This window comes from Rhodothalassium salexigens DSM 2132 (genome assembly GCF_004341375.1).
Classification (GTDB): Bacteria; Pseudomonadota; Alphaproteobacteria; order Sphingomonadales; family Rhodothalassiaceae; genus Rhodothalassium; species Rhodothalassium salexigens.
Window position 1 is genome coordinate 189,432 of record NZ_SLXO01000002.1, and the last position, 14,072, is coordinate 203,503.

The following is a 14,072-nucleotide window of genomic DNA, read 5'->3' on the forward strand; positions in this document are numbered from 1 at the left end:
CGGCCCCGGTTAAGGCTTATGAGCGTCGATATGGGCGGCGATCTGGCGATCGAGCATCGGCAGGGTCACCGCGCCTTCGGCGAGCACCGCGTCGTGGAACGCGCGCCGGTCGAACGCCGCGCCCAACGCCGCCTCGGCCTTGTCGCGCAACGCCACGATGCGCATCTCGCCCAGCTTGTAGGCCAGCGCCTGGCCGGGCCAGGAGATATAGCGATCCACCTCGGTGCGAATATTGTGCTCGGCCAGCGCCGAGTTTTCGCGGAAGAAGCGCACCGCGCGCTCGCGGCTCCAGCCCATGGCGTGGATGCCGGTGTCGACCACCAAGCGCCCGGCGCGCCACATCTCGTAGGTCAGCCGGCCGAAGCGCTCATAGGGCGTGGTATACAATCCCATCTCCTCGCCCAGGCGCTCCGAATACAGGCCCCAGCCCTCACTGAACGCCGACAGGCCGATATAACGGCGGAATGCCGGCAGGTCGTCGCGCTCCAATTGCAGGGCGATCTGGAAATGGTGGCCCGGCACGCCCTCGTGCAGCGCCAGCGCCGGCAGATTGTAGAGCGGGCGCTGGGCCAGATTGTGAGTGTTGACCATAAACAGCCCGCCGCGCTGGCCCGGGATCGGCGGCCAATAGCGCCCGCTGGTGTAATTGGGCGCGATGGCGGCGGGGACCGCGCGCACGCCATAGGGGGTGCGCGGCATGGTGGCGAAGAAGGCCGGCAGTTTCTCGTCGATGCGCTTGGCGATCCAGGCGGCCTGTTTCAACAGCGCCTCGGGCGTCTCGGCATAGAAGCGCGGGTCGCTCCGCAACCGGTCGACGAACGCCTGGAAGCCGCCCTCAAACCCGACCTCGTCGATGATCGCCTCCATCCGCGCGCGGATGCGGGCGACCTCGTCCAGGCCCATCTGGTGGATCGCCCGGGCGTCCAGGTCCAGCGTCGTGTAGTGGCGGATCTGGGCCTGATAATAGGCGTCGCCCTCGGGCTGGTCGCTGGCGCCGAGGCTGGTGCGCGCCTCGGGCATGTACGTTTCGGTAAAGAACCGATGCAGCGTGGCGAACGCCGGCAGCACCGTCTCGGTCAACAGCCGCCGCCCCCGATCCCGCAGCCGCGCGGCGTCGGCCGCGGCGATGGCCTCGGGCATGGCCTCGAACGGCGCGAAGAAGGCGCTGTCCTCGGCACGCGTAACGGCGAGCGCGGCGAAGCTCGGCGCCACCTGGTCGAGGATCGCGCGCGGCTGGGTGAAGCCGTCGGCCAGCCCCTGGGCCATGTTGGCGCGGTGCTGGTCCAGATAGCGCGGCATGGCGGCCAGCCGGTCGAGATAGGCCTCATAGTCGGCCACGGTCTCGAACGGCGTCGCCTCGACCACGAAGCTCAGCCGGGTGTGGAAACCGCTGTCGCTCAGGAACGGCATGCGCCAGGTCTTGAAGCGCTGCTCACTCAGCCGGCGGTCGAGCACATAGGCGAACAGGTCGGCATTGATCCGGTCGGCGGGCGACAAGGCGGCGCGGTCGATGGCCGCCAGCCGGTCGCGAAGCCTGCGCGCTTGGGCGGCGGCGCGCGCGTGCGCCTCGGGCGACGCATCGGGCAGCCGGTCATTGTAGCGACGCACGCCGACCCGGGTGGCGAACAGCGGGTCGCGGGCCAGCCGGGCCGCCCACGCCTCGTCGAACAGCGCGTGCAACGCCGCCCCGGCGCTGCGGACGCCCGCGTCCTGGCTGGTGGCGTCGGGCCGGCTGTCGGGGCCTGCTTCGGGGCGCGCTTCGGGGCCGGTTTGTTGGTCGCTTGCCTGGGCCAAGGCCGCCGGTGCCACCATCACGCCCGAGGCCAGCAGCCCCGATGCCGCGAGGACGAGCCCCAGGCTGGCCGGCCGCCAACGCCGTCCCAAAGACCGCCCCAAAGACGCCCCTGGGCGCGGGCCGCGACCGATCACGGGCCGGGGTCCTGGGCGTCGGGGGCGTCGTCGGTCACGTCGGCGGCGACGCGCACGCGCACCATGGGCGTGGGCTCGGCCGGCGGTTCGCCGACCGCGATCTTGTCGACCGCGCGCATGCCGTCGAGCACCCGGCCCCAGACGGTATACTTGCCGTCCAGGCTCGGATTGGGCTGGAACATGATGAAAAACTGGCTGTTGGCCGAATGGGGGTCGCCCGCGCGCGCCATCGACGCGGTGCCGCGCAGGTGGCGCTTGTCGTTGAACTCGGCCTGCAAGTCGGGCAGATCGCTGCCGCCGGCGCCGGTGCCCTGCGGGTCGCCGCCCTGGGCCATGAAGCCCGGGATCACCCGGTGGAAGATCAGACCGTCATAGAAGCCCTGCCGGGCCAGGGTCTTGATCCGCGCCACATGGTTGGGCGCCACATCCGGGAACATTTCGATCACCACGCGGCCGTGCGGCAGGTCGATCAAGAGCAGGTTTTCAGGATCGATCTCGGTTGTGTCCTGGGCGTCCGCCGGCGCGGTCACCGCGCCCGAGGTCACGCCGAGCGCGGCCAGCGCGCCCAGAATCCAGCGACGTATCATCATGCCTTGTCCTCTACTTTCGCCCGCAACGCATCGGCCACCAAGGGCGGAATGAAACCGTCGATCGACCCGCCATAATGGGCGATCTCCTTGACCAGCTTGGACGCGATGGGCTGATATTTGGCGTCGGCCATGAGAAACACCGTCTCGATATTGGGGTTGAGCTGGGTGTTCATGCCCGCCATCTGGAATTCGTATTCGAAATCGGAAACCGCGCGCAAGCCGCGGATGATGATGTGCGCGCCCACCTTCTCGGCGATGTGCATCAACAATTCGTCGAACGCGACCACCTCGATCTCGGCGCCGGCCTTTTCGGCCAGCGGCGCGGTCTCTCGCTCGACCATGGCGCAGCGCTCCTCCAGGCTGAACAGCGGCTGCTTGCCCGGATTGGTGGCCACACCCATGACCAGGCGGTCGACCAGCTTGAGGCCGCGGCGGACGATATCCAGATGCCCGTAGGTGATGGGATCGAAGGTGCCGGGATACAGTCCCACCTTCGGTGCGATCTCGGTCATGGGGGTCCCCTTCGGCCGGTCGGATCGGTGCGCGACAGCTTTAGTCAATTCCCCGCCGCTGACAAGGGTGCGAATGCCGCCAATGCCAATCCGGTCAGAGACTTGGCCACGCCGCCAGGGCGCCGGACAGAGCTGGCGACAGGCTTGGCGACAGCGGCGCGACACGCCGGACCATCGACGCCGCGCGCTTCAAGGCGCCGGACGGTCAGGTCGCCGAGACGCCCAGATCCGACACCAGCCCCGCTGGCACCGCCGCCGCCAAAGCGTCGCCCGTCCCGCGCAGCGCCGCCCGGGTCAATTGCTTGCCCTCCTCCACCGCCGGCTGGTCGAACGGATCGACCGCGATCAGATGCGCCGTGATCACCGTTTCCAACATGAAGTGCATCATCAGCGCGCCGAGCGTCTCGGCGTCCACCCGGTCGATGGTCAGCACGCGCACCGGTCGGCCGCGACGCACCAACGCTTCGGCGGTGGCGTCGGCCTCGGCGTCCACCAAGTCGCCGATGGTGCGCCCGGACAGATAGTCGAGCCGGCCCTCCCCGGCGCCAGCGGTCAGCGCCGGCGCCACGCGCGGACCGGTGCCCGCGGTCACCGGCTTGACCAGCGAGATCAGCTTGTCGCCCGGACCGTCCAGATAAAGCTGCAACTGGCTGTGCTGGTCTACCGGACCGAGGGCGGCCACCGGCGTGCTGCCGAGCCCCCGCTTGCCCAGGCTTTCGGCCCAAAGCTGCGCCCACCAGCGGGTAAAAGGCGCCAGCCGGTCGTCATAGGCCAGCAGAACCGCGATTGCGGCACCGGCCGCCTCGCCCGCCACATGGCCCAGCACCGCCGCCTCGGCCGCCGGCACATGGGCCGGATCGGCGCCGGGAGCGAGCGCCTGGTCGACCACCCGCCCTGCGCCGCGGCGCAGGGCGGCGATGTCGAAGCCCGCCAACAGCGCCGGCAACGCGCCGACCACCGACATCACCGAATAGCGCCCGCCCAGGTCCGGGTCGTGGTCGAGCGTCGCCACCCCCCATTGGCCGGCCAGACGGCGCAGCGGACTGCCGCCCGGTTCGCTGACCAGGGTAAAGGCCTGCGCCGCGCGCGTCGGGCCCAGTGCGGCCGACACCGCCTCGAACGCGGTCAGCGTCTGCGCCACCGTCTCGGCGGTGCCGCCGGACTTGGACACGGCGATGAAATGGGTGCGCGCCGGGTCCAGGTCGCGCAGCACCGCGTCCATGAGCGTGGCCCCCAGATTGTCCGGTACGTGCACGCGCAAGCCCGACGACGCGCCGAGCGTCGGCCCGTCGAGCGCCAGCAACGCCCGCGTGCCCAGGCTCGACCCGCCGGTGCCCAACACCACCACGTCGCCCACGCCCGACGCCCGGATCGCCTCGGCCCGCGCCTCGATGGCGGGCAGGTCGTCGGTGCGCGCGGGTAAACACAGATAAGGGCGGCGGTCGTCGTCGCGCTGGCGGCGCAGCGCGTCGAGGGCCTCTTGGGCGCGCTCGCGGCCGGCGTCGATGGCCAGGGCCAGTTCGGCGGCCCGAGCCCAGCGGATGGTCTGGCGGTACAGCATGGCGTCCCTCGATGCGATGCGCGGCCCGAGCCGCGGTCCTGTCCCACAATGCGCCGACCACCGGGTTAGACCACGGCCGGCGGATTGGGACAAGCGCGCCGATGCTGCAAATGCGAAACCCCGCCCGGACGGCGCCGGGCGGGGCGGCCTCGCGATGGCCGCGCCGACCGGTCCGGTCGACGAGGCCATCGTTCAGGCGGTTTGGCGGTCAGGCGGGTTCGGCGGCTTCGGCGTCCGACGTATCGGCCGCCTTGCCACCCTTGGGCGGCGCCGGCGTGATCTCGAAGGCGATGGCGCCATCTTCCACCTTGACCACCACCTCGCCGCCGCGCTGCAATTTGCCGAACAACAGTTCGTCGGCCAGCGGCTTCTTGATGGTCTCCTGGATTACCCGACCGAGCGGCCGCGCACCGTAGAGCCGGTCATAGCCGCGCTCGGCCAGCCATGCCTTGGCGTCCTCGGTGAGCGAGATATGGACGTTGCGTTCGGCCAGTTGCACCTCAAGCTCCAGCACGAACTTCTCGGCCACCCGCTCGACCACCTCGGGCGGCAGATAATCGAACGGCACCACCGCATCGAGACGATTGCGGAATTCCGGGCTGAAGGTGCGCTTGATCGCCTCTTCGTCCTCGCCCTGGCGCGCCTCGCGGCCGAAACCGATGGCCGACTTGGCCATCTCCGCCGCGCCGGCATTGGTGGTCATGATGATCACCACATTGCGGAAATCGATCTTCTTGCCGTTGTGGTCGGTGAGCGTGCCATTGTCCATCACCTGCAACAGGATGTTGAACAGGTCCGGGTGAGCCTTCTCGATCTCGTCGAGCAACAGCACGCAGTGCGGGTTCTGGTCGACCGCATCGGTCAGCAGCCCGCCCTGGTCGAAGCCCACATAGCCCGGCGGCGCGCCGATCAGCCGCGACACCGAATGGCGTTCCATATATTCCGACATGTCGAAGCGGGTCAGTTCGACCCCCAGCAGATTGGCCAATTGCCGCGCCACCTCGGTCTTGCCGACGCCGGTGGGACCGGAGAACAGGTAGGAACCGATCGGCTTATTGGGTTCGCGCAGGCCCGCGCGCGCCAGCTTGATGGCGGCGGACAGCGCCTCGATGGCCTTTTCCTGCCCGAACACCACCCGCTTGAGATCCTGGTCGAGCGACGCCATGACCCGCGCGTCGTCGCGGCTGACCGTCTTGGGCGGGATGCGCGCGATCTTGGAGACCACCGCTTCCACGTCCTTGACGCCGATCTGCTTGCGCCGCTTCGACGGCGCGACCAGCATCTGCGCCGCGCCGGTCTCGTCGATCACGTCGATGGCCTTGTCGGGCAGCTTGCGGTCGGTGATATAGCGCGCCGACAATTCCACCGCCGCCTTGATGGCGTCCTGGGTGTAGCGCACCTGGTGGTGCTTCTCGAAATAGGGCTTGAGCCCCTGGAGGATCTTGACCGCGTCGCCGGTCGCCGGCTCGTTGACGTCGATCTTCTGGAACCGCCGCAGCAGCGCCCGGTCGCGCTCGAAATGGCTGCGGAATTCCTTGTAGGTGGTCGACCCGATGCAGCGGATGGTGCCGTTGGACAGCGCCGGCTTGAGCAGGTTCGACGCGTCCATGGCGCCGCCCGAGGTGGCGCCGGCGCCGATCACCGTGTGGATCTCGTCGATGAACAGGATCGCGCCGTCGGTCTCTTCGAGTTCCTTGACGATCGCCTTCAAGCGTTCCTCGAAATCGCCGCGATAGCGCGTGCCGGCCAGCAATGCGCCCATGTCGAGCGCGAAGATGGTCGCGTCTTCCAGCACCGGCGGCACTTCCTTGTTGACCACCTTGCGCGCCAGACCTTCCGCGATGGCGGTCTTGCCGACACCGGGATCGCCGACGAACAAGGGGTTGTTCTTCGACCGGCGGCACAGGATCTGGATCGTCCGTTCGACCTCCGAATCGCGGCCGATCAGCGGGTCGATCTTACCCGCACTCGCCTTTTCGTTGAGGTTGACGCAATAGGCTTCGAGCGCGCTGTCGCCCTTCTTGGCGCTTTGCTCGGCACGGCTGGCCTGTTCGGCCTCCTCCTCGTCGGCGCCGCGCACGGTGCGCCGCTCGCTGTTCTGGGGCGACTTGGCGATGCCGTGGCTGATATAGCTGACCGCGTCGAGACGGGTCATGTCCTGTTGTTGCAGGAAATAGACGGCATGGCTTTCACGCTCGGAAAACAGCGCCACCAGCACGTTGGCGCCGGTCATTTCCTCGCGCCCCGAGCTTTGCACATGCAGGATCGCGCGCTGCACGACCCGCTGGAAACCGGCGGTCGGCGTCGCCTCGACGGAGTCGTCCTCGACCTGGAGGTTCTGCAACTCCTCGTCGAGATAGCCGATCAGGTTATGGCGCAGCCGCGCGATGTCCACATTGCAGGCCTTGAGCACGGCGACGGCGTCGCGATCCTCCAGAAGGCCCAGCAGAAGGTGCTCCAACGTCGCATACTCATGTTTACGCGCATTGGCCTCGGCGAGCGCCCGGTGCAGCGTCTGTTCGAGATGAGGCGAAAAACTGGGCACGAGGTCGTCCTTTCTGTCGGAGCGGAATCATCCCTATTGTGGGGATCAGCGCTACTCCTTTTCAAGGGTACACTGGAGCGGGTGTTGATGTTGCCGGGCATAGTCTAACACCCGGTTTACCTTCGTTTCGGCTACCTCATAGGTAAACACGCCACACACACCGACGCCGCGCTGGTGCACCTGGAGCATGACACGCGTGGCCTGCTCGGTCGACATGCGGAAGAACTTCTTGAGCACGTGAACGACGAATTCCATCGGTGTGTAATCGTCGTTGAGCAACAGCACCTTGTACATGGACGGCTTCTTGGTTTCGGTCCGGGGTTTGGTCAGCACGCCCGTGCCGCTACCGCTGCCGTCCTTGCCTCCGGTGTCGTCGCCGTCTTCATCCGACAGCACCCAGCGCTGCACCGTCTCAGCCTCCTCGCATGTCCGGGTCATGGTTCCACTCCGATACCTTCGGGGTGTTGCGAGCCATCCGCGGCGGCATCCCGCCGCACCGCACCGACCCGCGGGTCCACCGGTCGCATCCCGACCGGCTCCACAGGACGGTTGCGACTCCGTCGCCTCCCCGATGGCCGTTTGTCTTATCGGCGGCCCGGGCGATCGCCGGTTGCGCCCGATCCACCGCCTGACGGGCCGCCACCCCACCGCGGTGGGGTCTTGCCACTCGCCACCAGTATTGCCACGAACCCCGCCGGAACGCAAAGGGGAGCGCGCCCGGGGTGCGCCAGCGCCGCAGCCCGGGCCGCCATGTCGCGGCAATCGATACGCGCCCCCTTGGGTCAGCGTGCGCGCTTGTGGTCGCCGTCGGTCGGGGGCGTCCCCAGGGGCGCCATCATCGCCGACACCACTTGCAGCGCCGTTTGCGACCAGGCGGTCATGTCCTTGGCAAATGAGTCGACATGGGCGCGCATGAAGTCCTGATTGGCCTCGAAAAACTGTTGCGGGTCCTGGGCCGAGGTCCAGGTCGCCAGCAACTCGCGCGTCTCGCTCATATGCCGTTCCATGATGGCGATGACCGCCTTGTTCCAGGTGTTCAGGCTATCGACCGCCGCCGTCGACACCGACAGCGCCTGATCGATCTGGAGCCGGCCGGTATCCGACCATTGGTCGACCATGGTCAGCGCGTCGTCGACGGTCTGGCGCGCAACGGTCATCGAGGCCTCGAACTGCTTGACCGTGGCATCGGGCACCATGGCGAGCATCCAGCCGGGCGACGCGACGTCGGTGCCGGCCGACGACTGCGCCGTCGCTGACCGCGATGCCGCAGCCGATTTGGCGGTCGCACCGGATGCGGCGGGCATCGGCGTTGGCGCCGGCGGCAGGGGCTCGGTGCTCTCCACCGCCGCCACGGGCGATCGCTTGGGCGCCGCAGCGGCCGTCTCGCCCGCGGTCTTGGCCGACCCGGACCGAACCGGCGCGGCCTTCCAAGACCCGGATTTCGCCGGCCCGGACTGCACCGCCCGGGCGTCATCCCGCACGCCCTGGCCACCCCTGGCCTGGCCCTCAGACGCTTGGCGCTCAGGGGTCTGAGATTTGGCGGGCTGGGCTTTGGCGGGCTGACCACCGGCACGTTTTGCCGCCGGCGTCGCACCGGTCGCACCGGTCGCACCGGTCGCACCGGTCGTACCGGTCGCGCCGGTCGGGGCGGGGCCGGCCTGATCCTTGCGGGCGGCGGCCGGTTTGGCGGGCGTCTGGCCGCGCGCATCGGCCGGCGTCGACCGGCTCGTCGCGCGCGTCGTCTCGGTAGCCACCTTCGACGCGCCGCCCGAGGGCGCCGTCGATGGCGACGCCGGCTTGGTCGCCTTGGCCTGTGGTGCCTTGCCAGGCGCTTTGTCCGGGGCTTTGCCGACGGCCTTCCCCGGCGCCGATTGGCCGGCAGACGACGCGGCCGGACGCTGAGCCGGCTGATCACCTCGCTTGGGCGCGGTGGCTTCGGTGGCGTGCGCGGGCTTGCTCGCCCCACCCTTGGCTGTCTTGGCCGCCTTGGCCCTTGTGTCCTTCTTGTCGGTCATGATTGGCTCGCCTTTCCGCTCGGCACACCGGGTCTACCGGGGCCTGTGTCGCCAAGCCGTCTGTTGGTCGGGCGGCCGGTTGCCCCGACCGTCCGACGCCGCGCAATTCCGGCCGCTTCTTACCATATTGGGCGGCGCCTCACGGGTCGCAATCATTACCCGGGCCGGCGATTTTTTGCACTGCAACAATACCAGGATGCGGGGGCCGCCGTCAATGTCGACCGGCGAGCAGGTAGTCCTTGGCCTGGTTGATTTTGGCGGCCAGATAGCTCGATCCGCCCTGGTCGGGGTGCAGCTTGCGGATCAACCGGCGGTGGGCGTGGCGCACCTCGTCGGCGTCGGCGTCCTCGGGCAGGCCGAGGATCGACAGCGCCTCGGCCCGGGTCATCGCCCCGCCGCCGCCCGCGCCGGCACCGGCCGCTCCGGCACCGGGCCCGGCGGCGGTGCGTTGCCGCCATGCGGCGCCGTGCTCGCGATCGAGGAAGGTCTCCAACAGCCGGGCGGACTCGCCATGGGCGCGCGCCAGGTCTTCGTACAAGGCGATCAGGTCGTCGAGGCTGAGGTCGCCGAGGTCGCGGCCGGCGAATGCCCCCTGCTTGACCCGCCCCGACAGCGCGCCCGAGCGCCGGTCGAGGGTCATGTCGAGCCACGGCGTCGACACGGTGGCGGGGCCCGCCGCCCCGCTGCCCGGCCCGCCGCCAAGCAGGTTGCGTGCGATCCATCGCACCACCCAGCGCTGCCGCCACATGCCGGCCAGCGCCGACAACAGCAGCGGCAAGGCGGTGGTCAGCCGGCCGGTGACGAACATGACGATGCCGACGATCAGCACCGCGCTCAGGATCAGGATCATCAGCACATAGGCGAGCTGCCGGCGTGGCGCGTTGGCCAGCCAGGACAACAGGACATAGGCGATCAACAGCGCCAAAACGGCACCGGCCATGAAGAGCATCACGTCACCGTATCTGTTCGAGAAGCTTGACCGCATCGGCGCCATAGCCGCCGGCCCGGTCGGACAGGGCGGTGACGCCGCCGGCGGCATAGACCGCCGCCGCGCGCAACAGGCTGCGCAACTGCGCCGGGCTCGACGGGTCGAAGGGCGCATAACCGCCGCCGGTCAAGCGCGCCAGTTCGCGGAACACCTGGCCGGCCAGCGGATTGCCGCCCTCGTGGAACATGAACAAGGGCGTGCCGCGCGCCGCCAGCCGCGCCGCTTTGGCGCACAGCCGGTCGGGGTCTTCCTCGCAGCAGTCGCCCACATAGACCACCGCGTCCACCGGCGCGTCGCGCGCCTCGCGGTCGACCCGGTCGAGCACCCGGCCGATCTGGGTCGGCCCGCCCCGGACCGCCACCCGGGTCATCCAGGCGCTGAGCGTGGCGCCATCGGCGGCCCAGCGGCTCGCCTTGCACTCGCCCATGCCACGAAAGAAGATCAGCTTGACGTCGAGCCCGCCGATGGCGTCGGTCTCGGCGAACAGGTCGCCCTGGATCTGGCACGCCCGGTCCCAGGTGGGCTGGCGGCTCATGGTGGCGTCGAGCGCGAACACCAGCCGGCCGCGCCGGTCGCGCCCGGCGCCCCGGCCGCTGCGGCGCGCCGGCGTCGCCGCCACCTGCGCCAGAAACGCATCGACCGCCCCCTGCTCCGGCGCCGGATTGGGCATCGGATCGGGCGCCTGGTCGGGCGCCTGATCGGGCGGCGGCGCGGCGGCGGACGCGGGCCGCCGGTTTTTGTCGGGTCGATCGGTCATGGTCCTAGACATGGCAGCCCGGCCCCGCCCTGCCAAGCGCGGCGCATGGTCCAAGGGGGGCCGGCGCAGGCCTCGGCGCGGCGCTCAGCCGGCGAACATCCGACGGCCGGTGCCGGCGCTGGCGGACGGCGCCCCGGGCACGCCGGTGCCGCTGGTGGCCTTTTCGGCGCTCAACACCGCCTCGACCAGGCGGCGCACCTCGGCGCGCGCGCTGACCAGGCTCATGGAATTGCGCAAGCCGCCGACGATGCCGCTGTCGGACAGGTCCATCAGCGTCAAGCCCTTCAAGAACAATTCCCGGAACACCACCCGCTCGGACAGGCCCGGCACATGGCGAAAGCCGATGCGCTTGGCCAGCAGATCCATCACTTCCTGAATGCGCGCCTTGTTGCGCGAACGCTGCACCGGCATGCGGTTGCGCAGCACCAGCCAGTCGATCTGGCCGCCGTCGGCGACCGCGCGCCACTTGCGCGCCTCCCACACCATTTCGGCATAGAGGCTCGGCGCCTTGACCTTGTAGGTGTCGGAATCGATGCGCGCGAACAGGTCCAGGTCGACGAAACTGTCGTTCACCGGGGTGATCAACGTGTCGGCATGGGCGTGGGCGTAGCGCGCCAGATAGGTGTCGCTGCCCGGGCAGTCGATCATGATCGTGTCATGCTCGGCGGCCAGGGTTTCGAGCGCGTCGGTAAAGCGCTTGCGCTCGTCGCGCTTGGCGTCCTGGGTGGTTTCTTCCTCCGAGCGCTCGACGGTGATGATCGGCGGCTGGACCAGCGACAAGCCCTGGTCCTTGCAATGGGCGGCCCGGTTCTCCAGATAGCGGGTCAGGCTGCGCTGGCGACCGTCCAGGTCGATGGCCGCGACCCGGCGGCCACGTTGGGCCAGACTGATGAGGACATGCATGGCCGAGGTCGATTTGCCCGACCCGCCCTTTTCGTTGCCGATGACGATAATCCAGGGCCTTGCCGCTTGTTCGGTCACACTCGTTCCCCTTAACAGCCCCGAGATGTTGCCGGCGCCGCCCTTGTTTTGTCAATATCTGCCCTCAAGTCTGCGGGCGTGCCTATGGGTTTGACAGCGACCCGACAAATCACGAGAACACCGCCCATGCAAACACGAACTCTCCTTGTGCTTTCAACCTGTGCCGTTCTTCTGATCACGGGGCTGGTTTTTTTACGCGGCGGCAACGGCAGCGTCCCGCCCGGCAGCCGCCCGCAGGTGGTCGATTACGGTGCCCATAACGCGCCGCCCCCGGCCGATCTGGCGCCCCAGGCGATCCTCGGCACGACGCTGGCGGCGGTGCGCGACGGCGAGCCGGTGCCACGGCGTTTCTACCGTGGCTTTCCCACGGGGCTGAAGGCCATTCCCGCCGGCGAGGCGCGCAAGCGGCGCTTCTACGCGGTCATGCTGCCGCTGGTCCTGCGCGCCAACGAAATCGTCAACGCCCAGCGCGCCCGCATGATCGCCCTGGTCGATGACCTCGACGCCGACAAGCCGCTGCCCGAGCCCGACCGCGCTTGGCTGGTGCAGACCTACAATCGGCTGATGCCGGAGCGCGAACGCGTCGACGACGTGGCCGGGATCGACCGCGCGGCGTTCAAGCGCCGGCTGGCGCCGGTGCCGGTGTCGCTGGCGCTCACCCAGGCGGCGACCGAAAGCGCTTGGGGTACGTCGCGGTTCGCCCGCCAGGGCAATGCGGCGTTCGGCGTCTGGACCTGGAACGAGACCCATGACGGCATCGTGCCGCAAGAGCGCGCCGAGGGCGCCAACCATCGTGTGCGCGCCTATGACTATCTGATCGATTCGGTGCTCGACTATATCCTGACGCTGAACAAGGGCGGTGCCTATGCCGAGTTTCGCCGCCTGCGCGCCGAGCAGATGGCCACGGGCGGTCCGCTCGACGGCCATGCGCTGGCCGGCACGCTGATCAACTATTCCGAGCGGCGCGAGGCTTATGTGGACGAATTGCAGCAGATGATCCGCGGTAACGCGTTGGAGGTGTTCGACCGCGCCGCGCTTGCGCCGCCCGCGGCCGCAACGTCTTGACCGGCCCGTTCCGACCGGCCTGTCCTCGCCCCGCCTCGTCTCGCCCGTCTCGCCCCGCTTGTCTTGACCGCTTCGCTCTGGCCCCATCGGGGGGCCGACCCCGCGCCGCCCCTCCGGTGGCGCCCATCACCGGACCCGCTGCCCATGACCCGCCGCCCATGACCGAGACCGCCGCTTCCCCGACCTTTGCCGAGCCGATGCGCACCGTCGCCGACCTGCGCGGCCCCATAGCCGCCTGGCGCCGCGACGGGCTGCGGGTCGGGCTGGTCCCCACCATGGGCGCGCTGCACGACGGCCATCTGACCCTGATCCGCCATCTGGCCGGCCAGTGCGACCGGGTCGTGGTGTCGGTGTTCGTCAACCCGACCCAGTTCAACGATCCCGCCGACTTGGCCGCCTATCCGCGCCGCGAGGCCGACGATGTGGCGGCGGCGTTGGGCGCCGGCGCCGATCTGGTCTATGCGCCGACCGCCGAGGCCATGTACCCCGCCGGCTTCGCCACCACCGTGTTGGTGCACGGGCTGACCGACCGGCTGGAAGGCGCCCACCGGCCCGGCCATTTCGACGGCGTCGCCACCGTGGTCACCAAGCTGCTGACCCAGGCAAGCCCGGACGTGGCGGCGTTCGGCGAGAAGGACTATCAGCAATTGCTGGTGATCCGCCGGTTGGCCGCCGACCTGGACCTGGGCGTCGAGATCCAGGGCGTGGCGACGGTGCGCGAAGCCGACGGCCTGGCGCTGTCGTCGCGCAACCAGCATCTCAGCGCCGCCGCGCGCGCCACCGCCGCGCAGCTCTACCAGGCGCTGGCCCAAGGCGCCGAGCGCGCGGCCGCCGGCGAAGCGGCCCTGGTGGTCGCCACCGACGTGGAGGCGGCGCTGCTCGACGCCGGTTTCGACGGCGTCGACTATGTGACCCTGGCCGACGCCGAGACGCTCGACCCGATGGTCCGGCTCGGCGACCGACCGGGGCGCCTGCTCGCCGCCGCCCGGCTCAACGGCGTGCGCCTGATCGACAATCTGCCGGTCGTTCGCGCCGGCACCTGACCGACCGCCGCCAACCCGGCGATCGATGGTCGGCCTTGCACCGGCTTGATCCGTCTGCGGACATGGTCCACAAGGTTTGCCACCGG

General features: G+C 69.4%; 12 protein-coding genes. 2 read left to right on the plus strand and 10 right to left on the minus strand.

The genetic code is table 11. From position 1 onward, the window contains the following. Nucleotides 1-9 precede the first annotated feature (9 nt). The 10 genes from EV659_RS03270 to EV659_RS03310 form a co-directional block, all read right to left on the minus strand. Nucleotides 10-1,884, minus strand: coding sequence for a DUF885 domain-containing protein (locus tag EV659_RS03270; RefSeq protein ID WP_200287412.1), 1,875 nt, complete (start codon nt 1,882-1,884; stop codon nt 10-12). Nucleotides 1,885-1,925: 41 nt separating this feature from the next. Next, nucleotides 1,926-2,516 (minus strand): peptidylprolyl isomerase, encoded by a 591-nt coding sequence (locus EV659_RS03275; RefSeq protein WP_184409784.1) that lies wholly within the window; start codon nt 2,514-2,516, stop codon nt 1,926-1,928. Next, nucleotides 2,516-3,031 carry a pantetheine-phosphate adenylyltransferase gene (gene coaD / locus EV659_RS03280; RefSeq protein WP_184409780.1) on the minus strand — a complete coding sequence of 172 codons (516 nt, stop codon included), beginning with the start codon at nt 3,029-3,031 and terminating at the stop codon, nt 2,516-2,518. Before coaD ends, EV659_RS03275 begins: the two co-directional genes overlap by 1 nt. 205 nt (nt 3,032-3,236) lie before the next feature. After that, nucleotides 3,237-4,592: a glucose-6-phosphate isomerase gene (locus EV659_RS03285; protein ID WP_165878686.1), complete on the minus strand. Its 1,356-nt coding sequence runs from the start codon at nt 4,590-4,592 to the stop codon at nt 3,237-3,239. A 208-nt stretch (nt 4,593-4,800) separates the two neighbouring features. Beyond that, on the minus strand, nt 4,801-7,137 hold the full coding sequence (gene clpA / locus EV659_RS03290; RefSeq protein ID WP_132707421.1) for an ATP-dependent Clp protease ATP-binding subunit ClpA: 2,337 nt from the start codon (nt 7,135-7,137) through the stop codon (nt 4,801-4,803). A 51-nt stretch (nt 7,138-7,188) separates the two neighbouring features. Then, complete coding sequence (clpS, locus tag EV659_RS03295) at nt 7,189-7,575, minus strand: ATP-dependent Clp protease adapter ClpS (RefSeq protein ID WP_132707423.1); 387 nt, start codon at nt 7,573-7,575, stop codon at nt 7,189-7,191. 344 nt (nt 7,576-7,919) lie between these two features. After that, on the minus strand, nt 7,920-8,441 hold the full coding sequence (locus EV659_RS14815) for a phasin family protein (RefSeq protein ID WP_184409779.1): 522 nt from the start codon (nt 8,439-8,441) through the stop codon (nt 7,920-7,922). Between the two features lie 922 nt (nt 8,442-9,363). Beyond that, entirely contained in the window at nt 9,364-10,092 is a 729-nt protein-coding gene (locus EV659_RS03305) for a DnaJ domain-containing protein (protein ID WP_165878687.1), read from the minus strand. A gap of 13 nt (nt 10,093-10,105) precedes the next feature. Next, nucleotides 10,106-10,897: a vWA domain-containing protein gene (locus EV659_RS14635; RefSeq protein WP_165878688.1), complete on the minus strand. Its 792-nt coding sequence runs from the start codon at nt 10,895-10,897 to the stop codon at nt 10,106-10,108. Between the two features lie 84 nt (nt 10,898-10,981). Continuing rightward, nucleotides 10,982-11,878, minus strand: coding sequence for a division plane positioning ATPase MipZ (locus tag EV659_RS03310; protein WP_132707428.1), 897 nt, complete (start codon nt 11,876-11,878; stop codon nt 10,982-10,984). A gap of 147 nt (nt 11,879-12,025) precedes the next feature. Here EV659_RS03310 and EV659_RS03315 point away from each other — a divergent pair, with 147 nt between their 5' ends. Together EV659_RS03315 and panC are read left to right on the plus strand one after the other, a co-directional pair. Beyond that, nucleotides 12,026-12,943 carry a glucosaminidase domain-containing protein gene (locus EV659_RS03315; RefSeq protein WP_165878689.1) on the plus strand — a complete coding sequence of 306 codons (918 nt, stop codon included), beginning with the start codon at nt 12,026-12,028 and terminating at the stop codon, nt 12,941-12,943. A gap of 158 nt (nt 12,944-13,101) precedes the next feature. Next, nucleotides 13,102-13,986 carry a pantoate--beta-alanine ligase gene (panC, locus tag EV659_RS03320; protein WP_132707431.1) on the plus strand — a complete coding sequence of 295 codons (885 nt, stop codon included), beginning with the start codon at nt 13,102-13,104 and terminating at the stop codon, nt 13,984-13,986. The last annotated feature ends 86 nt before the right edge of the window (nt 13,987-14,072 follow it).